The sequence below is a fragment of the Sphingomonas sp. genome (assembly GCF_030145815.1).
GTDB lineage: Bacteria > Pseudomonadota > Alphaproteobacteria > Sphingomonadales > Sphingomonadaceae > Sphingomonas.
Map to the genome: position 1 here is coordinate 1 of NZ_JAIXHL010000030.1, position 26059 is coordinate 26059.

Annotated in this window: 28 protein-coding genes; 16 read left to right on the forward strand and 12 right to left on the reverse strand. The window is 66.1% G+C overall.

All coding sequences use genetic code 11. The features are described 5' to 3' along the window. The 4 genes from KYX69_RS19875 to KYX69_RS19890 form a co-directional block, all read left to right on the forward strand. A partial coding sequence (locus KYX69_RS19875) for a ParA family protein (protein ID WP_300500712.1) occupies window positions 1-623 on the forward strand: 623 nt, incomplete at its 5' end. Next, window positions 620-886, forward strand: a complete 267-nt coding sequence (locus KYX69_RS19880) for a ribbon-helix-helix domain-containing protein (protein WP_054435622.1) — start codon at window positions 620-622, stop codon at window positions 884-886. The genes KYX69_RS19875 and KYX69_RS19880, both read left to right, overlap by 4 nt. A 53-nt stretch (window positions 887-939) precedes the next feature. After that, window positions 940-1191 (forward strand): ribbon-helix-helix domain-containing protein, encoded by a 252-nt coding sequence (locus KYX69_RS19885; RefSeq protein WP_231635604.1) that lies wholly within the window; start codon window positions 940-942, stop codon window positions 1189-1191. A gap of 507 nt (window positions 1192-1698) precedes the next feature. After that, window positions 1699-2259, forward strand: a complete 561-nt coding sequence (locus KYX69_RS19890) for a hypothetical protein (protein ID WP_054435635.1) — start codon at window positions 1699-1701, stop codon at window positions 2257-2259. A 268-nt stretch (window positions 2260-2527) separates the two neighbouring features. Here KYX69_RS19890 and KYX69_RS19895 read toward each other — a convergent pair whose 3' ends face one another. From KYX69_RS19895 to KYX69_RS19915, 5 genes are read right to left on the reverse strand one after another with little or no spacing between them, the layout of a single operon-like run. Beyond that, window positions 2528-4171, reverse strand: coding sequence for a type IV secretory system conjugative DNA transfer family protein (locus KYX69_RS19895; protein ID WP_054435620.1), 1644 nt, complete (start codon window positions 4169-4171; stop codon window positions 2528-2530). Between the two features lies 1 nt (window position 4172). Further along, the gene (locus KYX69_RS19900) at window positions 4173-4463 is read right to left on the reverse strand and encodes a hypothetical protein (protein WP_185210358.1); all 291 of its coding nucleotides are present in this window, start codon (window positions 4461-4463) and stop codon (window positions 4173-4175) included. Beyond that, a complete protein-coding gene (locus KYX69_RS19905; protein WP_054434204.1) occupies window positions 4463-4687 on the reverse strand; it encodes a conjugal transfer protein TraD in 225 nt (74 codons plus the stop codon). Before KYX69_RS19905 ends, KYX69_RS19900 begins: the two co-directional genes overlap by 1 nt. Window positions 4688-4706: 19 nt before the next feature. Continuing rightward, complete coding sequence (locus tag KYX69_RS19910; RefSeq protein WP_054434201.1) at window positions 4707-5054, reverse strand: conjugal transfer protein TraD; 348 nt, start codon at window positions 5052-5054, stop codon at window positions 4707-4709. Window positions 5055-5065: 11 nt separating this feature from the next. Next, on the reverse strand, window positions 5066-5416 hold the full coding sequence (locus tag KYX69_RS19915; protein ID WP_054434199.1) for a YnfA family protein: 351 nt from the start codon (window positions 5414-5416) through the stop codon (window positions 5066-5068). A 171-nt stretch (window positions 5417-5587) separates the two neighbouring features. Between KYX69_RS19915 and traA the strand changes: the two genes are divergently transcribed. Beyond that, a complete protein-coding gene (gene traA / locus KYX69_RS19920; protein ID WP_066707242.1) occupies window positions 5588-8503 on the forward strand; it encodes a Ti-type conjugative transfer relaxase TraA in 2916 nt (971 codons plus the stop codon). A 6-nt stretch (window positions 8504-8509) separates the two neighbouring features. Next, window positions 8510-9244 (forward strand): DUF6118 family protein, encoded by a 735-nt coding sequence (locus KYX69_RS19925; RefSeq protein ID WP_300500761.1) that lies wholly within the window; start codon window positions 8510-8512, stop codon window positions 9242-9244. Window positions 9245-9325: 81 nt separating this feature from the next. Here the strand turns inward: KYX69_RS19925 and KYX69_RS19930 are convergent, their stop codons facing one another. The 3 genes from KYX69_RS19930 to KYX69_RS19940 all read right to left on the reverse strand — a co-directional run bounded on the left by KYX69_RS19930 (window position 9326) and on the right by KYX69_RS19940 (window position 12289). Beyond that, a complete protein-coding gene (locus KYX69_RS19930; protein ID WP_083956696.1) occupies window positions 9326-10021 on the reverse strand; it encodes a DUF2490 domain-containing protein in 696 nt (231 codons plus the stop codon). Between the two features lie 66 nt (window positions 10022-10087). Further along, complete coding sequence (gene chrA, locus KYX69_RS19935) at window positions 10088-11317, reverse strand: chromate efflux transporter (protein ID WP_083956697.1); 1230 nt, start codon at window positions 11315-11317, stop codon at window positions 10088-10090. Window positions 11318-11329: 12 nt separating this feature from the next. Beyond that, window positions 11330-12289 (reverse strand): chromate resistance protein ChrB domain-containing protein, encoded by a 960-nt coding sequence (locus KYX69_RS19940; RefSeq protein WP_242122069.1) that lies wholly within the window; start codon window positions 12287-12289, stop codon window positions 11330-11332. A gap of 84 nt (window positions 12290-12373) precedes the next feature. On the opposite strand from KYX69_RS19940, the gene KYX69_RS19945 reads away from it, so the two are divergent. The 3 genes from KYX69_RS19945 to KYX69_RS19955 are packed head-to-tail and all read left to right on the forward strand — an operon-like array spanning window position 12374 to window position 14025. Beyond that, a complete protein-coding gene (locus KYX69_RS19945) occupies window positions 12374-12730 on the forward strand; it encodes a Rap1a/Tai family immunity protein (protein WP_144036355.1) in 357 nt (118 codons plus the stop codon). A gap of 29 nt (window positions 12731-12759) precedes the next feature. Next, window positions 12760-13680 (forward strand): DUF1259 domain-containing protein, encoded by a 921-nt coding sequence (locus KYX69_RS19950; RefSeq protein WP_300500734.1) that lies wholly within the window; start codon window positions 12760-12762, stop codon window positions 13678-13680. A 3-nt stretch (window positions 13681-13683) separates the two neighbouring features. Then, window positions 13684-14025: a Rap1a/Tai family immunity protein gene (locus KYX69_RS19955; protein WP_088183015.1), complete on the forward strand. Its 342-nt coding sequence runs from the start codon at window positions 13684-13686 to the stop codon at window positions 14023-14025. Window positions 14026-14128: 103 nt separating this feature from the next. Here KYX69_RS19955 and KYX69_RS19960 read toward each other — a convergent pair whose 3' ends face one another. The 3 genes from KYX69_RS19960 to KYX69_RS19970 form a co-directional block, all read right to left on the reverse strand. Continuing rightward, the gene (locus tag KYX69_RS19960; RefSeq protein WP_137788478.1) at window positions 14129-15472 is read right to left on the reverse strand and encodes an IS1182 family transposase; all 1344 of its coding nucleotides are present in this window, start codon (window positions 15470-15472) and stop codon (window positions 14129-14131) included. A 155-nt stretch (window positions 15473-15627) separates the two neighbouring features. Next, window positions 15628-16506, reverse strand: coding sequence for an AAA family ATPase (locus tag KYX69_RS19965; RefSeq protein WP_009824028.1), 879 nt, complete (start codon window positions 16504-16506; stop codon window positions 15628-15630). Beyond that, complete coding sequence (locus KYX69_RS19970) at window positions 16433-17833, reverse strand: Mu transposase C-terminal domain-containing protein (RefSeq protein WP_004212864.1); 1401 nt, start codon at window positions 17831-17833, stop codon at window positions 16433-16435. Before KYX69_RS19970 ends, KYX69_RS19965 begins: the two co-directional genes overlap by 74 nt. A gap of 191 nt (window positions 17834-18024) precedes the next feature. Between KYX69_RS19970 and KYX69_RS19975 the strand changes: the two genes are divergently transcribed. Both KYX69_RS19975 and KYX69_RS19980 read left to right on the forward strand, forming a co-directional pair. Further along, on the forward strand, window positions 18025-18597 hold the full coding sequence (locus tag KYX69_RS19975; protein ID WP_007407197.1) for a recombinase family protein: 573 nt from the start codon (window positions 18025-18027) through the stop codon (window positions 18595-18597). A 289-nt stretch (window positions 18598-18886) separates the two neighbouring features. Further along, window positions 18887-20089 carry an aspartyl protease family protein gene (locus KYX69_RS19980; RefSeq protein WP_013039112.1) on the forward strand — a complete coding sequence of 401 codons (1203 nt, stop codon included), beginning with the start codon at window positions 18887-18889 and terminating at the stop codon, window positions 20087-20089. Here the strand turns inward: KYX69_RS19980 and KYX69_RS19985 are convergent. Then, a complete protein-coding gene (locus KYX69_RS19985) occupies window positions 20083-20502 on the reverse strand; it encodes a helix-turn-helix domain-containing protein (RefSeq protein WP_007406847.1) in 420 nt (139 codons plus the stop codon). The two genes, KYX69_RS19980 and KYX69_RS19985, sit on opposite strands and share 7 nt — an antisense overlap. A 75-nt stretch (window positions 20503-20577) precedes the next feature. Here KYX69_RS19985 and KYX69_RS19990 point away from each other — a divergent pair, with 75 nt between their 5' ends. The 5 genes from KYX69_RS19990 (at window position 20578) to KYX69_RS20010 (ending at window position 26057) form a co-directional block, all read left to right on the forward strand. After that, entirely contained in the window at window positions 20578-21204 is a 627-nt protein-coding gene (locus KYX69_RS19990) for a cation transporter (protein WP_004212870.1), read from the forward strand. Continuing rightward, window positions 21204-23171, forward strand: coding sequence for a cytochrome c/FTR1 family iron permease (locus KYX69_RS19995; protein WP_004212871.1), 1968 nt, complete (start codon window positions 21204-21206; stop codon window positions 23169-23171). Before KYX69_RS19990 ends, KYX69_RS19995 begins: the two co-directional genes overlap by 1 nt. Before the next feature lie 73 nt (window positions 23172-23244). Further along, on the forward strand, window positions 23245-23541 hold the full coding sequence (locus tag KYX69_RS20000) for a hypothetical protein (RefSeq protein WP_007406840.1): 297 nt from the start codon (window positions 23245-23247) through the stop codon (window positions 23539-23541). A gap of 60 nt (window positions 23542-23601) precedes the next feature. Next, entirely contained in the window at window positions 23602-24879 is a 1278-nt protein-coding gene (locus KYX69_RS20005) for a TolC family protein (protein ID WP_013039111.1), read from the forward strand. Then, complete coding sequence (locus KYX69_RS20010; protein WP_004212877.1) at window positions 24879-26057, forward strand: efflux RND transporter periplasmic adaptor subunit; 1179 nt, start codon at window positions 24879-24881, stop codon at window positions 26055-26057. Before KYX69_RS20005 ends, KYX69_RS20010 begins: the two co-directional genes overlap by 1 nt. Window positions 26058-26059 lie beyond the last annotated feature (2 nt).

Genomic DNA, 26059 nt, shown 5'->3' on the forward strand with positions numbered 1-26059 from the left:
ACCTAGCCGCGGCCGGGGCGGGCGCGGGGCTTGCCGTGTTGATTCTCGATACCGACCCGCAGGCGACGGCAAGCCACTGGAGCGAGTGGCGCGGATCGTCGGACCTTGAGGTGGTCGATTGCGCCTCCCCTCCCCTTTTGCCCCGCAAGCTCCAACAAGCGGCCGAACTCGGGGCCGACTTGGTGGTGATCGACACCCCGCCCCATGCCGACATCATGGCGCGGGAGGCCTGCAAGGTCGCAGACCTGGTGTTGATTCCGTGTCGTCCGCAAGCCTTCGACCTCAAAGCCGTCGAGATGACGGCCGAGCTTGTGCAGGCGAGCGGCAAGCCCGCGTTCGTGCTGTTCATGGGCGGCCCCCAGCGCGCGCCGACAACCTACCGGGATGCCCGCGAGCTGATCGAGGGCAGCGATGGCGTCGCCGGCATGGGCGTAGACGTTGCGCCCGTCATGCTCACCCAGCGGGCGATCTATCATCACAGCACGGCGCAGGGGAAAACCGCGATCGAGCTGGAACCCGAAGGTAAAGCGGCCGAGGAGGTCGCCGCGCTATGGGCGTGGACAAGTGGACAGGTGAACGTGTCCACACGTTCACGGATGAACAAGAAGCGGGGCGCGGCATGAGCAAATTTGGCGCGATGAAGCAGCAGCGGGTGGAGAAGGCTGGCGCGATCGGCGACAGCCCCGACCAGGCGACGGCGACGCCCGCCACCCGCGCGCAGACCCGGCAGGGCAAGAAGGCCGTGAGCGCCTATTTCAGCCCCGAGGTCAGTCGCGGTCTGAACATGCTGGCGGCCGAGCAGGGAACGACGTTGCAGGCGCTCCTTGGCGAAGCCATCGACCTGCTCATGCGCCAGCACGGCAAGCATCCGTTTGGCGAGCGATAACTGTCCACGTGTGAATATGTGAACGTGTGAACACAAGATTAGGAGCTTTGGGGGTGGCAAGATCGACGAACGCCAGGAAATCGACCGGCACGCCCGCAGAGGTTGAAGAACCGATGCTGCCGATCGAAGCGCCACGTCGCCAGCGCAATCGCATCGGCAAGAAGTCGATCGCCGGTCGTTTCGATCCGGCGGTTGCCCGAGCGTTCGCGATCCTCGCCGTCAAGGAAGACAGCACGATCGAGGCGATGTTGACCGAGGCCGTCCTCGACATTCTCCAGAAATACAATCAGCCCATCGAGAAGTGAACAGGTTCACGTGTGAATGTGTGAACACGTGAACACCTGACCTATTGCGCCAGCATTATAGAGCGCACTTCCCAAAGACATAGGAATCTGACAGGCTTTGGTGTCGGCGGACACGTTCGCCGATTCGCCGTGGCGATCGTAGCGGGTGGCACCGCTAGGGCCAAAACGACGAAAGCCCGGCTTGGCGGCCGGGCTCTCGGAAAGTCTGATGGGCGGAGGCCCGCGTTCTGTAGCAGGAACAGCCTCCCGCAGATCGGACGCGAAGTCAACTCGAAAACGCTGTTTTCGAGAACGGGAGAGCTTTGTCCATGAAGGATTGCCGCCAGCAGCCGGGCCGACCGAACGACGGGAGGTTCCATGCAAACTGTGTTCGAGGCCCTTGGAGGGGCGAAGGGTAGGCGGCCCGGCCGTCAGACCGGCCAGCGGGTCCACCGCTACAGCCGCACCGAGGAGGGCCGGGAAGGGCGGTTCTGGCAACCGTTCAGTCCCAAGAACGTCGCTCGCTTCATGCAGGCGGCCGAGAAATATGACCGGTTGAAACGGCTTGCCCACCGGCGCGAGCGCAACAACCGCGAGAATGGCGCGATCGGCCATGTCGGGCTTGAGGTGTTGCGCGAGTTGCTTCGCCTGATCGACTACAAGACAGGCCGACTCGATCCGGCCATCGCGACGCTGGCGCTTCGCATCGGCCGCTCGATCGCGGCCGTGGTGGATGCGCTCAAGCGGCTCAAGGCGCATGGCTTCCTCGACTGGTTGCGTCGCTATGTGCCGACCGGCAACGCAGGAATGCGCGGCCCCCAGGTCAAACAGACCTCGAACGCCTACCGCTTGATGCTCCCGCCGCAGGTCGAGCGTGGCATGACGCCTCCACCGCCAGAAGACGACAGCGATCGGCGGCAGGCAGCGGCCGAGGAGGGCAGGGTGATGATTGCCAGGCTACCGCTCGATGAGCAGCCGGGCCAGCTCATCGACGATCCCGGCCTAGCCGCGATCCTTGCCCGGATCGGGCGAGCAATCATGGACCAGGAACGTGATTCAGAGAGGCAGAATGAATCCAGCCAGAGTTAGAAATATACAATGCGGAATTGGCCTAACGGCCAATGCGTAGTTCGTTTCGTGCCGCCTTCGGCGTCACCGGGCGGCCTACCGGCCGCAGGCTTGGCGGGAAGAAAGTGGGCGAGGTCGCGACCGGAACGTGCCGTAGCGACCGTCAGGAGCGCGGTGAGGGCAGGGAAGGGGCTTTCGACATGTTGTCCCGCGCTGGTTGCGCCCAAGCTCACCAGCGGGGCTTAAATCGACCCGTTAGTTTGCAGCCCAGCGACTTAGCCGCGATCGATCATGCCGGATCGAACCGCCCGGCGAACTCGCGATCGGCATAGTAGCGCAGCTTGGCCGCGATGATCGGGCGCTGCCCGGCGAGAAACAGGAGCTGGCGGTCGGGGCGCAGTGTGCGGACTTCATCGGGGGTGAGCAGCGCGCGGCCGACATGCTGCTGACCAAACGAGAGGCCGCTTTCTTCCGCGTCGATCGCGCGGCTCATCGTCTCGAACACGACGGTTTCCTCCCCGGCCAGATCGGAGACCAGCTTGGCGCTGTCCTGATCGTTGACCCCGAACACCTGGAGGACGCCCGCGTTCGACAGGAAGGTGCCGGCGCGTTGCCCGTAGAGGGCGCGGAGCTGGTGGACGTCCTGCAGGATCGGCCAGAGCTGGACGCCATAGCCCGCCATCAGCCCCATCGCGCGTTCGACCGGTTCGAGACGGCCGAGCGCCGCGAACTCATCGAGCAGGAACAGCACCGGCCAGGGTGGACGACCCGGCGCGCGCGCCAGCTCGGTCAGGGCTTGCGCCACCATCAGCCGCAGCCAGCGCGCATAGCTGGCGAGCCGATCGGGCGGCAGCACGAGGAACACCGTCGCCGGCGCATCCTTCAACCCGGCGAACGTGAAATCCGAGCCGCCCAGCACCGTCGCCATGCGTGGGGAGTCGAGGAAGTGGGTATGGCGCTGCGCGGCCGACAGCACGCCGGCAGCTTCGCGGTCGGATTTGCCGAGCTGACGGTTGGCGGCGCGCGCGGCCAGGCCACCTTGCGCCTGCATCGCCGCGAGCTGCGCCGCCAATGCGGCCGGAGCGAGCGTCAGCCGGTCGCGGAGCGTGTCCAGGGTGCGAGTGGCGGGCGGTTCGGTGGTGATGATGTGGAGCAGGATACCGGCGATCAGCGCCTTGGCTTCCTCGTTCCAATGCGCGTCGCCGGCTTCGCCGGGCGCGTCGTGGACCAGCGCGTCGGCGAGCGTCATGCAGTCGTCGGCGAGATCGAGGCCGTTGGGGTCGATACGATCGAGCGGATTGAACGCCGCCGAGGCCAGGCCGGTGACGCCGAACGGATCGAGGACATGGACCGCGCCGAACTTGCCGCGCTGGCGCGCGGCGATCCGGGCGTTCTCGCCCTTGGGGTCGATGCAGACGACCGCGAACGGATATTCCAGCAGATTGGGGATGATGGTGCCGACGCCCTTGCCGGTGCGGGCCGGCGCGATCGTCAGCAGATGCGCGGGGCCGGCATAGCGCAGCGGCTTGCCGGTCTTCACGTCGCGGCCGATCAGCAGGCCGTGATCGTCGTTGAGGGCCTGGGCTTCGCCGGCGCTGGCGAAGCGGGCCGAGCCGTGCGTGTCGGCGCGATCGTCATAGTCGAACCGGCGGAGCAGGGGCAGAACGAACATCCAGGCCGTGACCAGCACCACGGCACCGCCGATCCCGATAAAGCCGAGCTGGGGGACCACGCCGTTCTTATCCAGCTCGAAAAACCAGATCGATAGCAGCAGCAGGGCGAACAGCCCGAGGAACAGCACGATCGCGAACATGCCCATGCCGATGATGTGACGGGCGAACCGGAAGGGGGCGAGCAGGATGCCGAGCAGCGCCCACATCGGATTGGCGCGGGCAGTGCGGGCAAGGTTACGGGTAGCGCGCGCGATGCCCATCCTAGCGGCTTTCCGCCGCCATCATGGGCGTGATCGGCAACGAGCGATCGGCGTCGGGATGATCGAGCAGCCGGAGCAGGATTTGCGAGACGAGGGGAGGGGACACCCCTTCGTCTAGCAGCATATCGAAAAACGCATCATCGTTGGGCGTCGGGATCATGTCCTCGATGACGAGGTTGGCGCGCGACTCCGCCATATCCTCGCGCCACATGGCGACTTCCACGGGCGTACCGCGCACGAAATCCATCGCCCGGACTTCCGCCCGCACCGCCTCGATATCGAAATCCGCCATCAGCTCGCTTCCATCGTTTCCGCGTCCGCATCAAACGCTCGCTTGCCGCGCCGCTTCCAGAGCGCCAGCGCGTCGCCGGCATCATCGCCGCGCGCGCGTCCCGCTAGGTCGAGCAGCGCGCCGTAGAGCGTGGCGCGATCGTCGTCGGTCAGCTCGACCAGGCCGGCTTTCTGGACGAGGCCGCCCAGCTCGATCAGGTGACGGGTGCGTTCGCGGCGTTGCATGACCCAGCCCCGCGTATCGCTACGACGTTCCGCCGCTTCCGCGCGCAGCGTCGCCGCCCGGTTCAGTCGCAGCGCCCGATCCGTCGATTGCAGCAGTGCCGCTACCCCCCTCGACTTCGCTCGGGACAGGTTTGCGCCCGCGCCGCTGAAAGAAGGCAGCGCCCTTCACACGCCATGCCTCCTTCGCGCCCGCATCCTTCGATCCGATCGCATCGAGCAGCACCCCGGCGAGGGTTTCCGCATCGAGCGCATCCGCACCCGTAGCGGCGACCAGTTGCCCGAGCTGTTCGACCCGCTTCGCCTTGAGCGTCCGGGCCTTGTCGTTCAGCGCCTTCAGCTCGGCATCGTAATCGCGAACCTTCCGCATCTATTCCTCCATCATGAAGCAGATCGTGGCGCGAGCAGGATCACGCCGGCGCCGACGATGCACATGGTCGCACCGATCATATCCCACCGATCAGGCGCGCGGTTCTCGACCAGCCACAGCCATAGCAGCGACGCGACGATATAGACGCCGCCATAGGCAGCGTAGGCCCGCCCCGCAGCATCGGCATCGACACGGGTGAGCAGGAACGCGAACAGCGCCAGCGCGATCATGCCCGGCGCGATCCACCATGCCGACCGCCCGAGCTTTATCCACGCCCAGAAAGCGAAGCAGCCCGCGATTTCAGCGAGCGCCGCCATAGCGTAGATCACGCCGGTTGCAGTCAGTGTACCCAGTGTCGGCATCGTGTCGCTTCCGCGCCTTGAACGACAGCACCTTAGCGCACCCGGTATGAGGGTAAAGCCAGAACGATCGGAAAGCGCCAGCGAGTCAGTCACGAGGAGCGTAGCGGATTGTGAGTGCGCGCTTATACGTCGTTGCCGACGTGCGCTAAGTAGGGCAGTGTGCGGAGCGTCATGGCGATCTACCACTTCTCCGCCAAGGTTGTGAGCCGCGCGAACGGATCGAGTGCGGTTGCGAGCGCCGCCTATCGTTCCGCGTCCGAGCTGCACGATGATCGGCTGAACCGCGATCACGATTTCAGCAACAAGGCGGGCGTGATCCACTCCGAGGTGATGTTGCCAGAGGGCGCACCGGAGCGTTTAAACGACCGCACAACCTTGTGGAACGAGGTGGAGGCAGGCGAGAAGCGCAAGGACGCGCAGCTTGCCCGCGAGGTGGAGTTCTCGATTCCGCGCGAGATGAACGAGAAGCAGGGCGTCCAGCTCGCCCGCGATTTCGTGAAGAAGCAGTTTGTCGATCGCGGGATGGTCGCGGACCTGAACGTGCATTGGGACAAGGCGAAGGACGACACGCCCAAGCCGCACGCGCATGTAATGATGACGATGCGCGAAGTCGGTCCGGAGGGGTTCGGGAAGAAGAACCGGGATTGGAACAGCACCGAGCTGCTGAAGGACTGGCGCGAGGCGTGGAGCGCGCATGTCAACGAGCGCATGGCCGAGCTGGGGCTTGAGGGCCGGATCGATCATCGCTCCTATGAGGCGCAGGGGATCGGGCTGGAGCCGCAACACAAGATCGGACCCGCAGCATCGCGCCGGCCGGAGCAGGGACTTGAGGCGGAGCGGATCGAGGATCACACGCGCATCGCCCGCGAGAACGGCGAGAAGATCATCGCCAACCCCAATGTCGCGCTGGACGCGATCATGCGGCAGCAGGCCACGTTCACCACCCGCGACCTTGCGACGTTCGCGTTCCGACACAGCGACGGCAAGGAGCAGTTCGACCAGGTGATGGGGGCGGTGCGCGCCAGCCCCGAGCTGGTCGCGTTGGGGAAGGACGGTCGCGACCAGGAGCGGTTTACTTCCCGCGATATGATCGCGGTGGAGAATCGGCTTGAGCGTGCCGGCGACGAGCTGGCAGGCCGTATCGGGCATGGCGTCGGCGACCGGCAGCGTGACGCCGCGATCAGCGCGGCCGAGGGGCGTGGTCTTGTCCTGTCGGCCGAGCAGCGTGACGCCTTCGATCATGTTACCGGCGACGTGGGGCTGGCGTCCGTCGTCGGCTATGCCGGCAGCGGTAAATCTGCGATGCTTGGCGTCGCGCGCGAGGCTTGGGAGGGGCAGGGCTACACGGTGCGCGGCGCGGCCTTGTCGGGCATCGCGGCCGAGAATCTTGAGGGTGGGTCCGGCATCCAGTCCCGCACCATCGCCAGCCTTGAACACGCATGGGGGCGGGGGCGTGAGCAGCTAGGTCCCAAGGACGTGCTGGTGGTGGACGAGGCCGGTATGATCGGCTCGCGTCAGATGGAGCGGGTGCTGTCCCAGGCACGCGATGCCGGGGCCAAGGTCGTAATGGTCGGCGACCCCGAGCAGTTGCAGGCGATCGAGGCGGGCGCGGCGTTCCGCAGCGTCACCGAGCGCCACGGCGCGGCCGAGATCACCGAGATACGCCGGCAGCGCGAGGACTGGCAGCGTGATGCGACCCGCGCGTTGGCGACCGGGCGCACCGGCGAGGCGATCCATGCCTATGGCGGCAACGGCATGGTCCACGCGGCCGACACGCGCGAGGCGGCGCGGGGCGAGTTGGTCGACGGCTGGGATCGGGCGCGTCAGGCCGAGCCGGGCAAAAGCCGGATCATCCTCACCCACACCAATGCCGAGGTGCAGAGCCTCAATGGCGAGGCGCGCGACCGGTTGCGCGCATCCGGCGACCTTGGCGACGACGTGACAGTGAAGGCCGAGCGCGGCGAGCGGCAGTTCGCGACCGGCGACCGCATCATGTTCCTGCGCAACGAGCGCGGCATGGGGGTCAAGAACGGCACGCTTGCGACGATCGAGCGGGTATCGCCCGAGGGCATGGCGGTGCGCCTCGATGACGGGCGCGGCGTTGCCTTCGACACCAAGGATTATGCCCATGTCGATCATGGCTATGCGGCGACGTTCCACAAATCGCAGGGCGTAACAGTCGATCGTGCTCATGTCCTCGCCACCCCCGGCATGGACCGGCACAGCGCCTATGTCGGCATGTCGCGACACCGCGACGACGTGCAGCTCCACTATGGCCGCGATGACTTCGCCGATCAGCGCCAGCTCGTCCGCGCCCTGTCGCGCGACCGGGGCAAGGACATGGCGGGTGACTATGCCCGGCCCGAGCAGGACCAGGCGCGCGCGTTCGCCGATCGGCGCGAGATCCGGTTCCCGGAACTCGCGCGCCAGGTGGTGGAGAAGGTCCGCAACAAGGCCAGGGGCATGTTCGACGGATTCCGGCCGAAGCCGGCGACCGAGAAGGCGACGTCGCCGGATCGTGTCGCGGCCGATCGGCCGCTGGCATCCTCGCAGGCCCGCGCGATCGAACGCTATGGGCGCGCCGCAGCCGATATAGGCCGGATGCGGGACAAGGGGTTGCCGGTGCTGGCGCACCAGGAACAGGCGCTGGCGAAGGCCGGCGACGCGCTCGACCAGGTGCGGCCGCATGGCGCGCGTGACCTTGCCAGCGCGATCGAGCGCGACCCCCGGCTCGCGCGTGACGCGGCCGAGGGGAACACGGGCGGCGCGGCCAAGGCGATGGAGGCGGAGCGCCAGGTCCGCATCGACCCGGAGAAACGCGCGGGCCGGTTCGTGGAGCAGTGGCAGGGCTTGAAGGAGGCGCGGGCCAGCATGGAGCGTGCTGGCGACCGTGCGGGTGCGGAGCGGCTCGGCAAGCGCATGGAGAGCATCGCGGGCGGGCTGCAACGCGACCCGCAGCTCGAATCTGCTTTGCACCGTCGCGCGCCCGAGCTGGAATTGAAAATGGAGCGCGGCCGGTCGATCGCAAACGAGCTGGCGCAGTCGGTCACGATTGGCCGCGACCGCGACCGTGGCATGAGCCGGTAGGTGACGATGGACGACGATATTCAGGAAGGCGGCGATCCGGCGGAGGCGTTCGACCGGTTGCGCGCCGTCATAGAAGGCCAGGACCGCGAGCTGGCGTTGCTACGCCGTGCCGTGGAGGGATTGGCGGCCGAGCGGGCGCATATCGACGTGCCGGACTATACCGAGACGCTGGGGCGGATGCAGCAAGGCGTGGACGCCACGGCCGACCGGATCGCGGTCATCAATGACGTGATCGCGCGGAGTCCGGCGCTGGCGATGACGCCCGAGCAGATGGCGCAGCGGATCGCCGCAGCGGGCAACGCCGCACGGCGTGAGGACCAGGCGGCGCTCGCCAAAGCGGGCGAGGACAAGGCCCGCATCATGGCCGAGCTTCGCGCCGTCGCCGGGTCCGCATGGACACGGGCGGACCAGAAGAACCGGCAGCTATGGTTCGGGCTGGGCGGCGCGGCGGCGGGCATCCTTGCATGGGCGATCCTGCCCGGCCTCGTCGCGCGCGAGGTCGCGCCGGCGAGCTGGCAATGGCCCGAGCGAATGGCGGCACGGACGCTCGACCTTCCCCGTTGGGAAGCAGGGCAGCGGATGATGCAGAGCGCCAGCTCGACCGCGTTTAGCGCGATCGTCGCGGGCGATAAAATTGTGACGGCGAATCGCGAAATGATCGAAAGGTGCGCGAAGGCCGCGATCAAGACGGGCAAGGCAGTGAGTTGTACAATCAGGATAAAGCCGGAAGAGCAGCGATAGGCGTGGAGAGTACCCGGAATCAGCTGGATTGTGACGGCGAACCGAACTTGCCGACTTCACCACCGTGCCTGTGTGCTTTTGTTAAAGCCCGACGAACAGAGTTGCACTCAACACGTGATTGGTACGATCCTCTCCCCGTCGAAACACGCGTTGGTTCAGATAGCCTGGCTCTATCCGCACCCGGTGCGCGACCGGTACACCAATGCCGACGAAAGTGCGCCACTGGTCCACCCCGTCACGAGCGCCCCAGATCGTCGAGTTCAGATTCAAGAACCCCTCGGTGAAGGCGACCGCCTGCACCGCCCCTTCGCGCGCAATCGGCACCTGCAACCGAACGAACTGGCGCAGTCGCCATCCGGTGTCCTCTCGGCCCTCGATCATACGCTGTTCGAGCCGCGTGCGGCTGATAACCAGCGGAGCTCCGCCCCGTCCCCGAACAGCGGCGAACTGGACCTGCTGCCAGAGCCTGTGTTCATTGACTGTCTGGCCATTAGCAGGATCGGTGCGAATGTAGGCGTAACCGGCGATTGCGTGAGCGTCGCGTGCGATCCGCGCGCCGATCGCCGGCCTTGCTATAAATTGGCTGCCTCCCCCGACATCATCGGTCGCACGGGCCTGCGTTTCAAGCCACAGGAATAGGTCACCGCGTACTGGACCCGTAGCGATTACTGCGCCCCATGCTTGCGTGTCGTCCTGCGCATGAGCGGGAGTACAGAGGGAAGCGCTCCCGACACAAGCGAGCATAAAGGACATTTGTCGAAGGACCGGCATCTTCATCGGCTCTGCTCCCCTTGATGGATTGGACTAGAGATGGTGAGGCTCTGGGCTGCGGTGGCTTGTCGACTAGCTCAGGCCAACCACGCCGATCGCAGCCCCGATCGCCAGCACGACGGGCGTGGCGAGCTTGTTCTTCCAGCGGTACATGACCCCGAGCGCGACAGCGAAGATGAGCGCGCTGGTGACTAGGCTCGGGGTGCGCGCGGCCGTAGTCCGGGCGAGGTCGAGGACCGTCACCACGATCAGGCCGACAACGCCGGCCGCCACCCCAGCAAGGAAGAGCTGCAACCGCTTGTGCTCGACCACGGCTTCCAGCCGATCGTATAACAGGAGCGAGAAGGCGAAGGCGGGAAGGAACATGCCAGCCGTCATCGCTAGCGCGCCCGCGAGCCCGCCGCTGATCCAACCGACGAAAGTGGCGAAGATGACGAGCGGAGCCGGCAGGATGCCCGAAAGGCCAAGTCCGTCGAGGAACTGCGCGTCGGTCATCCAGCCCCGTCCCACCGTGTCGTTCCGGATGAACGGGATCGCGGTGTAGGCTCCGCCGAAGGTGAGGAGCCCGCCCTTCAACCCGGCCCAGAACAGGGCGGCGGTGGTGGGAGCGGGTCCCAGAGCGCCGGCAGCGGCTCCCGTGGCTTCCGGGCCTCCCCCCCAGGTGAGGGCCGCCATGCCGACTGCGAGAGACACCACGACCGTAGCCAAGGCGTAGCGCCCGGTGGAGCCGAGCGCGTAGGCCGCGCCGGCCGCCGGAAGCACGATCCAGAAGCTGACGCCAGCGAGCGATGTAGCCGCCGCCGCAATTGCTGCGGCCCACAGCCACGGGTCGAGCAAGATGTGCTCACCGATGCGATGGACCGCGCGGACAATGACGGCGATCACCGCTGCTTGGACGCCTAGGAATGCGGCTCCGAGGAGCGTTCCTTGGATCGGGAGCCGCGTGTACGCCCAGGCGAGCGCGAGCATGAGCACGAGGCCCGGCAACATAAAGCCGAGTCCTGCGAGAAGGCCCCCCAGCCGTCCTTTGGCGCGGATGCCGAGATGAACGCAGAGTTCATGCGCTTCGGGCCCGGGGAGCACCTGCATGACCGCGAGGAGCTTGTTGAACCGGTCGCTGGGTATCCAGCGCTCCTCGTCCACCAGTTCGCGCCGGATCATTGCAATCTGTGCCACGGGTCCGCCGAACGCCATCATGCCGAAGCGCAAGAAGCGCAGGAATAGCGCGGGATAACTTAGCTCTGGCGGCCGGGCTTCATCCAGGGCCGCGCCCGCCGGGACAGGATGTTCGATGCTTGACATGTCCTGCTCCCCTTATGCGCCGCGTCGCTTGGTGAAATGTGCGTAGAAGCCGTCGAGCGCGCCTGACCCTTGGGCGATGCGCTCAACGTCAACGTCGGTGCCCGCGCAGATGCCGTTGATGAGCGCAGCGATGCCGGCGGTTTCCGGCCTACCGAACTTGTCGTCGGCGATGTCGAGGTCGTGGATGATCTCGGCAAGCGCAACGAGCGCCTGATCGCCATCGAGCCCCGTCCGATATGTCAGCGTTTCGAAGGTGCAGCGGTTGCCTTCGTGTGTGAACTCCGCGTCCGCCATGTCGAAGCGAAGCTCGCCGGGCTCGGGCTGGTAGTCCTTGCCATCCACGAACTTGAAGCTGGGGCTCGGGTCGATGAACCGACGTATGAGCCAGGCCGACGCGATGCGATCGACATGCACGTGACGGCGTGTGACCCAAGTGCGGCCTTTCAGCTCCACGGGCGTCAGCTCCGGCGCTCCCGGTCCGCTCACGTCGGGGTGGCGGCCGGCGCGACCCTCCGCTTGGGTCATCGCGGCGTCCGCCGCCTGCCGTCCGTGCGCCCCGAAGAAGTCGACCCCTGCGATCTCGTCCAGGCGCTTACGCAGGCGCCGAACGTCGGCTGACGACACGTATTCCGCCTCGGCGATCGTCCGCGCTTCGCGCGCCAACTCCTCGTAATCCGCGTCGCGGGCTGCGTCGAACAAGGCGCGAAGCTCCGCGTCAACCATCCCCTCGACCAGCCGGGCCTCCAGGATCAGCGCCTCGCCGCCCCCGGCGGTGATCTCCGCTCTGAGTTCCTCGAAGAGCGCGCGGGTGTCGTCGCGAGCAGGGAGCGCGTGGACGGCATTCTTGAGCGGGGCGGCTCCCATCGCCTGCAAGCGCCGCCATACCCGCACGCGCAGATAGGCGGGCTTGGACGGAAGCTGTGGGATCAGCAGCAGCCAGTCGCGCGGCTCAGGCGAGGAAACATCAGGCATGAAGCACCTGTAACATAGTGACGCAACGAACGTACACTTGTATCGTTTACTTGGATGAGCTAAAACTTGGAGGAGGAGACCGCGATGCGTGCCGTTGGATCAGGTACTGCCGCCATGCTGCCGTGCTCAGCGGCCTCGTCTGCCCCGGCCCAACCACGCTATGAGACGGTAGCGCAGTTCTACCGGACGTGTGCCGACGAGACGAACAGGAAGGCGAACGGCCGCTGCGAGGCGTATCTCGCTGGTGCCGCTGAGACGCTTTCCGCTTTCGGCAACGGCGGCAGCGAAGCCGGAATCTGCGGGCGAGGCGTTCAAGCGGACGAGCTGAGCCGTATCTTCCTGGCGTGGGCGGCAGAGAACCGTCATGCAGCCAACCTGCCCCGGTTGGCGGGTGTGACGATGACGCTACGCCAACGCTTCCCATGCCGACAAACCAATTGAGATCGAGGAGAGAAGCATTGCGTCACTTGTTGCTCCCGCTGGCGATCGCGCTCGCTGCGCCAGCCGCCGCCCAGACAAACCCGCAAGCGGCACCGCCCGAGGCGAACCGCGACAGGTGGGCGCTCGTGGACAAGAGCCTTGGCCGAGCCGGAACGACGCAGCCCGATGGTGTTCGCCGTTATGGCTTCCCCCGCAGTGATCTGAACGTTCAGCTCGACGGTGTGACAATCAAGCCGGCGCTCGCCCTCGGCTCCTGGGCGGCGTTCCACCCCATGGGCGACCAAGTAATGATCATGGGCGACCTCGTGCTGACGCATGAGGAGGTAAATCCGGTCATGAGCCGTTTGCTGGCATCCGGCTTCACGATCACCGCGCTCCACAACCATCTGCTCCGTTCCGCGCCCGCGACCATGTACATGCACATCGGCGGCCATGGTGACCCCGTGAAGCTCGCGACCGCCCTCCGCGAAGCGCTCGCCGCCAGCCGTACACCGATGACGGCACCATCAAGGGACTCGCAGCCGCCGTCCGCTGGCGCGGGCTCGTCGCCGCCAATCGCCCTCGACACCGCCGCGCTCGACCGGCTGATGGATGGCAAGGGCAAGCCCAACGGCGGCGTGTATCAGTTCAGCTTTCCGCGCGCGGAGAAACTGAGCGATGGCGGCATGCCCGCGCCAGCGTCCATGGGCACCGCGACCGCGATCAACTTTCAGCCGACTGGCTCCGGCCGGGCGGCGATCACCGGCGACTTTGTGCTCACCGCGGCCGAGGTCGATCCCGTGCTCCGCGCGCTACGCGCTGGCGGCATCGAGGTGACCGCGCTCCATAATCACATGCTGGATGACCAGCCCCGGCTCTTCTTCATGCACTTCTGGGCGAACGACGATGCTCAGAAGCTCGCACGCGGGCTCCGTGCAGCATTGGACAAAACGAATGTGCAACGGAGCTGACCTATGACACGGAACTGGTGGACGGCGCTGTTCGCCGCAGCCGCGCTGGCGCCTACAGGCGCGCTCGCTCAAGACGAAACACCAAGCGATATGCAGGGTCTGGCGCTGCTCACGAGCTGCCGGGCAGGCGAGCCGGGCTGCGGAGCTTACCTCCAGGGCATAGTTGACATGATGATCGCCCAGCAGAGGGTCTGTGATCCACCTCGTTACAATCGTCATCGGTTACGGACCGCCTATGTGCGCTGGGCGGATGTCAACACCTACTTCCACGACAAGCACATGATGGCGGGCGCAGAGCGCGCAATGAGCGAGACTTGGCCCTGTCGGTCGAACTCACCACAATAACGATATTTGGTGTCGCAACCGTTCGAGACTGTTGAAAAAGGCCTGCGCGAAATCGGCGTGGCGGATGGCTGGCGATGCCGGACACCGAATGATGCGCCGCGTATCAGGCCGGCGCGGCTTGCCGGGCGAGCAGCTGAAGGTTGTATGCCGCGGCGGCCATGGTGAACTCCTCGGCGGCTCCTACCAGGCCCCGCAGCTTGAGCGTTCGTAGCCCCAGGTTGCGTTTCAGGTGGCCGAACACGCGCTCGATCCGCTGTCTTCGACGACGTGCGTGCACATAGGCGTCGGTGCCGGCAAGGGCGCGCACGGTATCGCGGGCTTCCTCGTTGACAAGCCGGGTGACACCCCGCTTCGGACCGATGGTGCATTGCGGCTTCAGCTCGCAGGCGGCGCAATCGGCCGGCCGGCTTCGGTAGACGCGCACCTGCTTGGTCCGGTTGGTGCCGCAATAGCCGAGCAGCTTGTCCGCCGGACAGCGGTAGGCATCCACTTCCCGGTCGTAGCGGAAGGCATCCCGGGTGAAGAAGGCGTCCCGCTGGCGGGTCCGGTCGATGACCGGGATGTATGGCGTTATGTTCCGGTCGATCAGCCAACCGAGCAGCGGACCGCTACCATAAGCCTTGTCGGCCGAGAGACTGGCGGGTTCGATGCCCAGCCTGATGCCGGCGCGTGACACCAGTGTCCGGGTCGCCGCCACCTCGGCTGCGAAGCGGGCAGGCGTCGCCTCCACGTCGAGGATGCAGTCGGTGTCGAGGTCGAGCAGGGGGTTGATGGCGTATGCGTAGCGCGCCGGTCCGTGCTTGCAGGTGAGCGCCGCCTGCGGGTCGGTCGGCGAGATGCTGGTCGGATCGACGGACACAGGTTCATCGGGATTTGGCGGCAACGCGGCATCGAGCGCCGCCAGATATTCGGCGACGGGTCGCGATATGCTTTCCCCGGCACGGAGCTCGTCTGCGGCGTCGGCCCCCTTCAGCCTCTTCTCGCGACTGGCGTCGGCCATGATCGTGCTGCCGTCCACCGCCAAGTCGCGCCCCGCTACCAGTCCGGCCGCGGCGCACCGCGCGACTACCTGCTCGAACAGCAGACGATGTAGGTCGCAGGCGCGGAAGCGGCCGTGCCGGTTCTTGGAGAAAGTCGAATGGTCGGGTACCCGGTCAGCCAGATCGAGCCGGCAGAACCAACGATAGGCGAGATTGAGGTGCACCTCCTCGCACAGGCGGCGTTCCGAGCGAATGCCGAACAGGTAGCCGATCAACAGCATCCTGAGCATCAGTTCCGGATCGATCGAGGGCCGCCCGCTCGTGCTATAGCTCGCCGCCAGCGCCTCGCGCACGAAGCCGAAGTCGAGCAGCCCGTCGATGCGTCGGAGCAGGTGGCCGGCCGGCACATGGTCGTCGAGCTGGAACCCGTAGAACAGTGCGCCCTGTGCCACCTGCCGACCCATCATGTCCGTGACCCCCTGCCGCCTTGCAGGAGTGAATCACGCCCTCGTCACCATCGCAAGCAGCCATTTTTCAACAGTCTCGGTCGGTTCTGACACCAACTCGCCACCCCAGCTGTAAACGCTCGCGCTAAATGGCGGCGTTCTGATCGCGCTATTTGTCAGTTGCCGGGTCCGATGACGAGGCAATCGCGCGCGGCCTGAACGATGTCAGCGGTGACCTCCTCGACGCGGTTGAGGGTCATGATCCGCCGCATCTGCGCGAACAGGCGCTCCATGAGCCGGAAGTTGCCGCGCGTGATGCGGATCACGGCTGCCTGCGCTTCGATCGCGTCGAGTTGGGCCGGGTCGAAGCTGATCCCGAAATCGCCGGCGTGGGTCGCGAGCAGCAGCCGCATTTCGGTCTCGGTAAGCGGTTTGAACTCGTGGACGAAGCCGATCCGCGAGTAGAGCTGGGCATAGCGGGCGAGGCGCTTCTCCAAGCCCGGCATACCCATCAGGATCAGCCCGAAGCCGTGGCGATCGGCCATGTCGCGGAGATGTTCGAGCGACTTTATGGTCAGGCGGTCGGCCTCGTCGACGATGACGAGGGGGCAGGCGATGCGGGCGGCGTCATGGGTGATTTCGTCCTGCGAGCCGCCCGCGACCGTCAGCCGGGCATAGCCCAGCTTAATGAGGTTGAGGCCCAACACCGCGTCGATCGTCTTGGGCGTGTTGCTGACCGACACGGTGTAGAAGACGGCGCGGCAGCGAGCGACCTTTTCGCCAAGGAGCGCGGCAATGGGACGGAGCGCGGCATATTCCCCCAGGTCGGGGAAGCTGGAAAACTCGCGCGCCGATCGCGTCTTTCCGACGCCCGGCCGGCCATGACACACGCCGATATAGCGGTAGTGCGCGCAGGCTTCGGCAAACTCGACGAACCGGGCATGTTCGCGGGTCGCCAGGAACGGCTGCTCGACCAGGAACTCAATCGTCAGCGGCGTAGAGCCGGAGCCCTCGGTAGGTGGTGGGCCGGGAAGCCGTATCCTCTTGGTCGCCATCGAAGGTCTCCGTGGGGGCAGGCACCTGCTTGTCGCGCTCCTTCGCGCCGCGCCGGGCGCGCTGGATCGCGCGCAACGACGGGTGCCCAGCGTGCTCGGAGCTGAGCGCACGGCAGACGAACCGGCCCTGGTGGTAGACGTGGATCTCGGTCAGGTCGCGGGGGTCATAGACCGCCTCGACCTGCTCGCCGACGAAGGCCGCGAGCGTGGGTTCGACATAGCGCCTGCCCATCAGACGGATGCCGTCGCGCAGCACTTTACGGGGCTTGGGCACGTGCACGAGCAGCATGTCGAGCTGTTCAAGGCTGTCGGGCATTGCGGGCAGGAACCCGCCCTTCTGCCAGCGCGTGATCGGCGGTTCGCCGGTGCTGCCATGCGGGCGACGATGATAGACGCCGCACACGAACGCCTCGAAGCGGGCGCGCAGCTCGTCGAGCGTGAGCACTGGCGCCGACAGCGGCTTGCCCGCGATCAGGTGGCCGGGCAGGTCGGGCAGGAACATGTCGTTGATGGTGCGGAACAGCCGCTCGATCTTGCCGCGCCCGCGAGGACGCCCCGGCAGCGAATGGATGAGGCGGATTTTGAGGGCGATGCACGCCTGCTCGATATGCTCGGAGATGAAATCCGAGCCGTTGTCGACGTAAAGCTGTTCGGGAATGCCGCTGACGATCCATTCGGGATTGGGCTTGCGCCAGATCGCCTGCCGCAAGGCGAGCGCCGTGTTGAGGGCACTGGGGGCATCGAGGCTGAGGAAGTAACCGGCGATGGCTCGGCTGTGATCGTCAACGATGACGGTCAGCCAAGGACGCACCGGGGTTCCGGCATCATCGAGCACGAGAATGTCGAGAACGGTATGATCGGCCTGCCACATCTCGTTCGAGGTCGCGGCTTCGCGCCGATGCACTAGCTCGTGCTGGTCGCGGTAGACGGCCGGATCGGAGGCTGCGGCGATCTGGCTTGCCGGTATCGCCCTGACGACACGCGCGACGGCCGCATAGCTGGGGGTTCGGTGTCCATGCGCGATGGCGAGTTCCTGCACCTTTCGGTGAATGGCGGCGACCGGGGGTCGCGGGCGCTTGGTGGCGAGAGTGCGGGTCAGTTCGACCAGATGTTCCGGCAGGTGCAGCCTGCCCCGATCGTTGCGCGGCAGACGCGCGAGACCGGCAAGTCCTTCGGCACGGTAGCGCCCGAGCCAGCGCTGCAACGTCCGCTCGCTCAGCGTGCCGGTGCGGGCGAGGTCCGCGAGCGGGATGCCATCGGCGAGGTGCGGTTCAAGGACGCGGTAGCGCTCGATCGCCAGCGGCGGGACAAGCGCCGGATGCGTCACCGCCGACGGTCCGTGTCGCAGGTAAGGAAAACGGAGATTTGCCTGCCCATCGCCATGCGAGTCCGCTCGCGTTGCCAAACCGGCCTGTTCGACGTAAATCTACCCGGTAAAGAAAACTAGGGCAACATAGACCTGCCGATGACGACTTTCTTCCCAAACCGCGCCCGATCGGGGCGCCACCGGCCCTACGCATGAAAATCGGTTACGCCCGCGTATCGACCGCCGAGCAGAACCTGGACCTCCAGCGTGATGCGCTGAAGGCTGCCGGCTGCGAGAAGGTCATCACCGACAAGGCCTCCGGGGCGACTGCCGCTCGCCCTGGATTGGAAAAGGTGAAGGAGCTGCTTCGCGCCGGCGACACACTGGTGGTCTGGCGCCTCGACAGGCTCGGCCGCTCGCTCCGTGATCTGATCGGATGGATGACCTACCTCGACGAGGAAAAGGTCGGGCTGCTGAGCCTGCACGAGGCGATCGACACGACCACCACGTCGGGCAAGCTTACCTTCCACCTGTTCGGGGCATTGGCGGAGTTCGAGCGCAACCTGATCCGCGAGCGGACCCAGGCCGGTCTCACCGCAGCCCGCGCTCGCGGCAAGAAGGGTGGCCGGCCGGCCGCACTCGGCAAGGACAAGCGCGACCTGGCCGTCAGGCTCTACCACGAGAACACGATGCCGATCGCCAAGATTTGCTCGATGCTCGGCATCTCCAAGCCAACACTCTACGCCTATGTGCGATCGGCCGAGACCAAGCCGGTAGCCGCGTAGCGACGCTCGCCGACAAATAGCGCGATCAGAATGCCGCCACTTAGCGCGAGCGTTTACACCGTTCGCGGTCCCGATCGGCCCAGCGTCCCCCGGAACCGTTCGTTATCGGGAAGGCATCTAAGCGGTCTGCACCATCCTTCATCTAAAGTTCTCCAAGCGCTTCTGAGGATTTTCGGGCGCACCAAAAGCACTTGCTCCTCCAGTGGCTGGAGCATGTAACCGCAATTTGCTCTCCTGCGGACGGGGGGCTGGAGGTGGCTTTTTGACGGCCCGTGTTGAAGCAATCGGTATGTCTCGACGCTCATTAGTGGCGCGGCTGGTGGCCTGTGGAACCGGCTTGGTGCTCGGTTCTCCAACGCTCGCGCGACAGACTTCCCGGTCTGCGGGCTCGTGGAACTTCGGTGCGGCTCACCTCGAATGGGAGCCGCTGGAAGTCGGCACGGGTGATACCCTCCTTGTTTCGGCACAAGTGCGCGGAGTGCCGGTGCGGGCGGTGCTCGACAGTGGCAGCGGCGCGTCGATCATGAGCACGGCGCTCGCGGCGAAGCTCGGCTTGAACGATGGTGAGCGGCGCATGATTAGCGGGCTGAGCGCCAAGGCCCCGGTGCTGCTGGTCCGCGACATCGACGTACAGCTCGCCCGCGAAACCCGTCGCTTACCCTTTGCCGTCGTTGGTGATCTGAGTTCAGTGTCGGCGGCCTTCGGACGACCGATCGATATCCTCCTCGGTGCCGATATGTTCACGGGTAGCTGCATCGCGCTCGATTTCGCGAAAAGGCGTATGGCGGTCGTCAAGTCAGGCACGTTTCTCGCCGGTCCCGACTGGCGCGCTGTCGCGCTCGGGCGCGGTGCCAAGCAGGAGCTGTTCATTCGAGCTTCCGTCTCGGGTTTGCCTCCCGTGCCCTTGATGATCGATCTTGGCAGCTCGGCCGCGCTGATGCTCTCGTCGGCCTATGCCCGCGATCAAGGGCTGTTGAACGGGAAGCTCGTCTCGACCGCGGCGATCGGCGGCGTCGATGGTGTGCGTATCAACGATGCTTTCACGATCCAGAACATCAACATCGAAGGGCTTGGCGTCTCGAACGTCCCCACACTCGGGATGAGAGCTTGGCTCTCCACCAGCACGGTTGGCAATGTCGGCCTACCGCTGATCGCTCAATTCGACGTGGTGTTCGACGTGACCGCCGGATTCGTGTGGCTCCGGCCACTCGGTCCTCGTCGTCGCCTGCCGATGCTGAAGGACCGTAGCGGCCTTGGCCTCGCAGCCTCACCAACGGCGCTCACCGTTGTTCATGTGGCGGCGAACAGTCCCGCGGAAAAGGCTGGCTGGGCGGTCGGCGACCGGATCGTGGCGGTGAACGGCCATTCGATCGATGCGAACTATACGCGTGGGGAGCTCTGGCAAGTGCGCTCCCGGCCTGCTGGCACCCTCGTAAAGCTGACGATGGCCTCGGGTGATGTGCGCGAGCTCAGGCTGGCCGATTATTATTGATCGGCTTGAGGGTGGCCTTTGCCGATCGCCTTCATGATCCGACAATCGGCCATGCGCGCCTTGGTGCAGCTCTGGCTGAGCATTGCCAACTCATCCCGCAACACCGCGAGTTGCGCCAGTCTCTCCTCCACATCCTTGAGGTGCTGAGCAGCGATAGCTGAGGCGGCACCACAATCCTGGTCCGGGTTCTGCGCCAGCCCCATCAACGAACGGATCTCGTCGACGGAGAAGCCAAGCCGGCGACCGTTGCGGATGAAGTGCAAACGCTCAATGTCACTGGCATCGTAGGTTCTGCGACCCGACGCCGTGCGAGGGGCGGATCGGAGCAACCCGATCGACTCATAAAAGCGGATCGTCGTCACCTTCGTCGAGGTCTCGCTGGCGAGCTGCCCAATCATCACCGGCTTCATCATGCCATCCTTGCTTATGCGAACGTGTCGCACATTTCGCTTGCTTCTACAGCGACTGGAGGTGGTAAGGAAGGCCGCATGAATGCTTCTACCGAAAGCTGCGGGTGCCACGGGGAGCCCGCGCGCGCGCAAACCGATCCGGCCTATCGCCGTGCGCTGCTGACCGTCGTGGTGCTCAACCTCGGCTTCGGAGTCGCCGAGCTGTTCGGCGGGTTCATCGCCGATAGCCAAGCGCTGAAAGCGGATTCCCTCGATTTTCTCGGGGACGGGTCGATCAGCCTTATCGGTCTTCTCGCGCTTGCCTGGTCCGCACGGGCGAGGGCAAAGGTCGCGCTGACGCAGGGGTTGTTTCTCGGTGCGCTTGGCGTGGGCGTAATCGGTTTCGCGATTTGGCGCGCCCTGAACGCAACCGCGCCCGATGCCGAACTGATGGGCACAATCGGCGTTGTCGCGCTCGCGATCAATGTCGTGTCCGCCTTGGTGCTTGCGCGTTTCCGGGAAGGGGACGCCAATGTTCGCGCGATCTGGCTGTTCAGCCGCAACGACGCGCTCGCCAACGTGGCGGTGATCGCCGCGGCCGGTCTGGTGGCGTGGACAGGAAGCGCCTGGCCGGACCTCGCCGTCGCCGGCCTCATCGCCCTCCTGTTCCTCCACTCCGCTTATGAAATCGTCACTGGCGCTCGGCGCGAATTGGGAGAGCGGTAGTGCGTCTGCTCGCGTTGATCCGGGCAATGCTCTCGTTGCGGCTGCTCTCCGCGCTCGCGGCGCTGCTGATCCCTGCTGCGGCAATCGCCGAACCCGGCGACGTGCAAACCGCATGGCGGCTGCTCGACTATATGGCCGTCGATTATGGCGGCGCGGTCGCCAACGGTCGGATCAAGAGCACGTCGGAATATGCCGAGATGACGGAGTTCGCCGCGTCGGTCTCGACACGGCTTCAGGGCCTGCCGGCGAAGCCGGAGCGTCAAGCCCTCATCCAGCGGGCTGCCAACCTCCAGGCGGTGATCGCGGAAAAGGGACCGACTGAACAGGTGGCAACATTGGCGCACGGGCTCGCGGCCGATCTGTTGCGCGCCTACCCGGTGCCGCTCGCGCCCGATAAGGCTCCGAACCTCGTCTCCAGCGATGCACTGTTCCGACAATCCTGCGCGTCCTGCCACGGGATGACGGGCAACGGCCGTGGCCCTGACGCCGCCAAGCTCGCTACGCCCCCGATTGCTTTCACCGATGCCGAGCGCGCGCGCCAGCGCAGCGTGTTCGCGCTCTATCAGGTGGTGACGCAAGGCATCGACGGGACCGCGATGCAGAGCTTCGCCGATCTGCCCAACGATCAGCGCTGGGCGTTAGCATTCCGAGCCGGGAGCTTCGCCTTCACGGATGCGCAGGCGCGCGAAGGCGAGCGGCTTTGGAAATCCGACCCGACCCTTCGCCGGCGCATTCCGGACCTGAAAACCCTGGTCGCGCTCACCCCGGCCGCGCTCGGCGCGGCGATCGGCGACGCCAAGGCTGACCCAGTGCTCGCGTTCCTGCGTCGTCATCCCGAACAGGTGATACAACAGGCTCCCGGCTCGCTCGCGGTCGCCCGCGCCAAACTCGCCGAAAGCGTGGCGGCTGCGCGGCGCGGCGATGCGCGCATGGCGAAAGAGCTGGCGCTGTCGGCCTATCTCGATGGGTTCGAGCCGATCGAGCCAACACTCACCGCGCGCGACGCGACGCTGATGGGTCGAATCGAGGGCGCGATGGGGGAGTTCCGCGCCTCGATCGACCGGGGCGCGTCGCCCGATGATCTCGCGGAGAAGGTCGCAGTACTGGGCGGCCTTTTCGACGATGCGGAAGCGGCGCTCGCGCCTGATGCCGCCACCGAAGCGTCCACGTTCCTGGGCGCGTTCACGATCCTGCTGCGTGAAGGGCTCGAAGCCCTGCTCATCGTTGTCGCCATGATCGCGTTCCTGCGTAAAGCCGAGCGCGGCGAGGCGCTGCGGTACGTGCATGGCGGCTGGGTCAGCGCGATCATCGCGGGCGGGATCACCTGGGCGGTCGCCACCTATGCGATCGGGATCAGCGGTGCGAGCCGGGAGCTGACGGAAGGGTTTGGCTCGCTGTTCGCCGCGGTCGTGCTGCTCTCGGTCGGGATTTGGATGCACGGCAAGGCGCAGGCCGATCAGTGGCAGCGCTATATTCGCGAGAAGATGTCGCGGGCGCTCTCGGGCGGGTCGGGCTGGTTCCTGTTCGGGCTGGCGTTCGTCGTAGTTTATCGCGAGGTCTTCGAGACGATCCTGTTCTATGCCGCGCTTTCGGCGCAAGGTGACAACGGGATGCTTCTCGCGGGGGCCGGGTCGGCGATTGGACTGCTCAGCCTGATCGCTTGGGCCATGCTTCGCTACAGTCGCAAGCTGCCGATCGCGCAGTTCTTCCGCTATAGCTCCTGGCTCATGGCGGTCCTGACCGTCGTGCTGGCGGGTAAAGGCGTCGCCGCGCTCCAGGAAGCCGGCCTTATCAACATCGCACCGCTCGCGGACGTGCCACGGCTGTCGATGCTCGGCGTGTTTCCCACTTGGCAATCGGTGCTGGCGCAACTCCTGATGGCGGTCGCCATTGCGGTCGGGTTCGCCTGGAACGGGCGCGACCGATCCCGCTCGGGTTCCGGCTCAGTGACCCTTGGTTCGAATTAGTGCAATGACATGAAAACCCTTCCGTGATAGAGGCAAGCTAGTGCGAGCCTTTTTGCCTTTCCTGACATGCCTGATGCTGGTCCTGACCAGCTTCTCCGGCATGGCCCATGCCGCCGATCTGGCGGGGGGAAGCATCGCGGGCGTTGAGTTCACGGTCCATACCGCCGGTGACATCGATCAGGTGCCATCGGACTCGGACAAGAATGTCCCGCATCATCACAATTATTGTCACGGACACGACGTCGGCGCGCCTGCGCGCACGACGATGGAATATACCCCCGTCCTCACAGTGCCCAAGCCGACAATCTCCGCCTCTGCGTCGCTCGACGGCCGCACCGGCATGGTCCATTTGAGGCCCCCCCAAGCCTGACGTCCGATTTGGGCGTGCGTTGGCGCGCCCCTGTCGATCATCGTCAGGAGTCCTATTTTCATGAATCGTATCCTCGCGGCCATGCTGGCCGCAGCGTCTTGCGCCACGATGGCGCAGGCGCAGGTCGGACCGTCCGCGCCTGTTGCGCAGGATGCGCCGGTCTACACGCTTGACCAAGCGGTCAGTGCAGCGGGCGGTTCGGCCCCTGCTGCGGAAGCGGCGACAGCTGGAATCGACGCGGCCCGTGCAGGTCGCACAGTCGCCGGCTTGCGGCCCAATCCGGTGGTTCAAGGCCAAGTCGAGAATGTCATCGGCTCCGGGCCGTATCGGGGGGTCCGCAGCGCGGAAACCACGGTCGGCTTTGCGATCCCGATCGAGCTAGGCGGCAAGCGCGGCGCCCGCGTCGCGGTCGCCAATGCGCAATTGTCCCGGGCCGAGATCCAGGCCGCGATCATCGCGGCGGATGTCCGGCTTCAGGTAACGCAGCTCTATGTCGAAGCGGTCGCGGCCGATCGCCGGGTAATGACAGCCCGCGATCAGGCCCGGATCGCCAGCGATGCGCTGCGGGCCGCGAGCGTTCGCGTGCAGGCAGGGCGGGCATCGCCACTCGAGCAACAGCGCGCGGATGTCGCGCGTATCAATGCCGACGCCAATGTGGAGCGGCAGCTTCGCTTGGCCGAGGCGGCCCGCGCCAATCTGGCGCGTCGGATCGGACGGCCGATCGACGGCCTGCTCGATGACACGCTGCTCGATCGCCTTCCCGATGTGAACGTCTATGGGCCGTTGGCACCGGTCAACACGACCGGCACACTCGCGCTGGCGGCAGCCAACGCGGATTTCTCCATTGCCGAAGCCGGCGTGCGGCTCGCGCGCGCCAATCGCGTGCCTGACCTGAACGTCGGGCCGTCGATCCGCCGCCTGGAAGCGACCAACGACATGGCGGCGGTGTTCAGCGTGTCGATCCCGATCCCGGTGTTCAACAATGGTCGCGCCGCGATTGCGCAGGCGACCGCGCAGCGGACCCAGGCGGATGCGCAGCGCCGCGTGACCGCGCTCGACATCGAACAGGCGATCACGGACGCGCAGGCGCAGGCGGCCAATGCCGCAACGACGGCTCGTGCGGCGTCGGGGCCGGCGCTGGCGGCTGCACAGGAGGCCGCCCGCATCGCGCGGATCGGCTATCGCGAGGGCAAGTTCGGCCAGCTCGAATTGCTCGATGCTGAACGCACGCTCGCCGAAACGCGGGTCGCCGCGATCGACGCGCTTGCCAATTACCAGAATGCCCGCGCGCAAGTGGAGCGACTGACCGCTCGTGCGCCCAATGGGGGGAATCAGTGATGAAGAGCTTTTATCTCGCGGGCGCGGCGTCGCTCGCCCTGCTCTTGGCTGCCTGCGGCGGCAAGGATGGCGGAAACGAGGCAACTGCCGAAGGCGCAGCTGCCAATGAGACGGCAGCGGGCACGGAAAAGGGCGGTGCTGAAGGCGGTCATGCCGGTGAAGGCGTCGTCACATTGGGTGCCGACCAGATCGCCACAGCGGGCGTCCAGGTCGGACGGCCGATCATCGGCGGGGCCGGGACGATCGAGCTGCCCGCGATCATCGAGGGCGACCCACAGGGAACGCAGGTCGTCTCGGCCGCAATTGCGGGACGCGTGGTCGCGCTCACCCGTAACCTCGGCCAATCGGTCGGACGCGGCCAGACCATTGCGGTCATCGAAAGCCGCGAGGCGGCGCAGATCAAGGGCGAGGTCGAGGCGGCGCGGGCGCGGCTTCAGCTCGCTAATTCGAACCTCGCGCGCGAACAGCGGCTGTTCGCGCAGAGAGTCTCCCCTGAACAGGATCTGATCGCCGCCCGCACAGCGGCGACGGAGGCGCGGATCGCCCTGACGCAGGCGCAGAGCATGGTTTCGGCGGCGGGTGTCGGCGGCGGCGGGCTCAACCGGCTCGGCATTGCCGCGCCGATCTCGGGCCAGATCATTGCGCGCCCCGTGACGCTGGGACAAACGGTCGCGGCGGATGCCGAACTCTATCGCATCGCCAACCTGAGCCAGGTGTCGATCGCGCTTAATCTCAAGCCCGAGGATGCGGGCCGGGTGCGTCCCGGCAATACGGTGCTGGTGAAGGCGGCAGGCCGTCAGGCGACCGCCCGCGTGACCTTCGTGTCGCCGGCGCTTGATCCGCAGACGCGGCTCGTGCCTGCGCTCGCCACCCTCGACAATCGCGGTGGCGAATGGCGGGTCGGCGAGCCTGTGACGGCAGCCGTGCAGCTCACGGGCAGCGGCGGGAGCGGGGCGGTCCGCGTGCCGACGACGGCGGTCCAGAGTTTCGAGGGCAAGTCGGTCGTGTTCGTGCGCACGCCCACCGGCTTCAAGGCGACCCCGGTCCAGCTCGGCGATGCGTCGGGCGACACGGTGATCGTCCGGTCGGGCCTGACCGGCAACGAACAGATCGCCACCACCGGAAGTTTCACGCTCAAGGCCGAGATCGGCAAGGGCGAAGCGAGCCACGAGGATTAAGC

What these genes read in the sequence shown, in the direction of transcription:
- KYX69_RS19880 (WP_054435622.1), top strand. Translation starts at nt 620, where the DNA reads ATGAGCAAATTTGGCGCGATGAAGCAGCAGCGGGTGGAGAAGGCTGGC.
- KYX69_RS19890 (WP_054435635.1), top strand. Translation starts at nt 1,699, where the DNA reads ATGCAGGCGGCCGAGAAATATGACCGGTTGAAACGGCTTGCCCACCGG.
- KYX69_RS19895 (WP_054435620.1), bottom strand. Translation starts at nt 4,171, where the DNA reads ATGGGCATCGCGCGCGCTACCCGTAACCTTGCCCGCACTGCCCGCGCC.
- KYX69_RS19900 (WP_185210358.1), bottom strand. Translation starts at nt 4,463, where the DNA reads ATGGCGGATTTCGATATCGAGGCGGTGCGGGCGGAAGTCCGGGCGATG.
- KYX69_RS19905 (WP_054434204.1), bottom strand. Translation starts at nt 4,687, where the DNA reads ATGCAACGCCGCGAACGCACCCGTCACCTGATCGAGCTGGGCGGCCTC.
- KYX69_RS19910 (WP_054434201.1), bottom strand. Translation starts at nt 5,054, where the DNA reads ATGCGGAAGGTTCGCGATTACGATGCCGAGCTGAAGGCGCTGAACGAC.
- KYX69_RS19915 (WP_054434199.1), bottom strand. Translation starts at nt 5,416, where the DNA reads ATGCCGACACTGGGTACACTGACTGCAACCGGCGTGATCTACGCTATG.
- traA (WP_066707242.1), top strand. Translation starts at nt 5,588, where the DNA reads ATGGCGATCTACCACTTCTCCGCCAAGGTTGTGAGCCGCGCGAACGGA.
- KYX69_RS19925 (WP_300500761.1), top strand. Translation starts at nt 8,510, where the DNA reads ATGGACGACGATATTCAGGAAGGCGGCGATCCGGCGGAGGCGTTCGAC.
- KYX69_RS19930 (WP_083956696.1), bottom strand. Translation starts at nt 10,021, where the DNA reads ATGAAGATGCCGGTCCTTCGACAAATGTCCTTTATGCTCGCTTGTGTC.
- chrA (WP_083956697.1), bottom strand. Translation starts at nt 11,317, where the DNA reads ATGTCAAGCATCGAACATCCTGTCCCGGCGGGCGCGGCCCTGGATGAA.
- KYX69_RS19940 (WP_242122069.1), bottom strand. Translation starts at nt 12,289, where the DNA reads ATGCCTGATGTTTCCTCGCCTGAGCCGCGCGACTGGCTGCTGCTGATC.
- KYX69_RS19945 (WP_144036355.1), top strand. Translation starts at nt 12,374, where the DNA reads ATGCGTGCCGTTGGATCAGGTACTGCCGCCATGCTGCCGTGCTCAGCG.
- KYX69_RS19955 (WP_088183015.1), top strand. Translation starts at nt 13,684, where the DNA reads ATGACACGGAACTGGTGGACGGCGCTGTTCGCCGCAGCCGCGCTGGCG.
- KYX69_RS19960 (WP_137788478.1), bottom strand. Translation starts at nt 15,472, where the DNA reads ATGATGGGTCGGCAGGTGGCACAGGGCGCACTGTTCTACGGGTTCCAG.
- KYX69_RS19965 (WP_009824028.1), bottom strand. Translation starts at nt 16,506, where the DNA reads ATGGCGACCAAGAGGATACGGCTTCCCGGCCCACCACCTACCGAGGGC.
- KYX69_RS19975 (WP_007407197.1), top strand. Translation starts at nt 18,025, where the DNA reads ATGAAAATCGGTTACGCCCGCGTATCGACCGCCGAGCAGAACCTGGAC.
- KYX69_RS19980 (WP_013039112.1), top strand. Translation starts at nt 18,887, where the DNA reads ATGTCTCGACGCTCATTAGTGGCGCGGCTGGTGGCCTGTGGAACCGGC.
- KYX69_RS19985 (WP_007406847.1), bottom strand. Translation starts at nt 20,502, where the DNA reads ATGATGAAGCCGGTGATGATTGGGCAGCTCGCCAGCGAGACCTCGACG.
- KYX69_RS19990 (WP_004212870.1), top strand. Translation starts at nt 20,578, where the DNA reads ATGAATGCTTCTACCGAAAGCTGCGGGTGCCACGGGGAGCCCGCGCGC.
- KYX69_RS20000 (WP_007406840.1), top strand. Translation starts at nt 23,245, where the DNA reads ATGCTGGTCCTGACCAGCTTCTCCGGCATGGCCCATGCCGCCGATCTG.
- KYX69_RS20005 (WP_013039111.1), top strand. Translation starts at nt 23,602, where the DNA reads ATGAATCGTATCCTCGCGGCCATGCTGGCCGCAGCGTCTTGCGCCACG.
- KYX69_RS20010 (WP_004212877.1), top strand. Translation starts at nt 24,879, where the DNA reads ATGAAGAGCTTTTATCTCGCGGGCGCGGCGTCGCTCGCCCTGCTCTTG.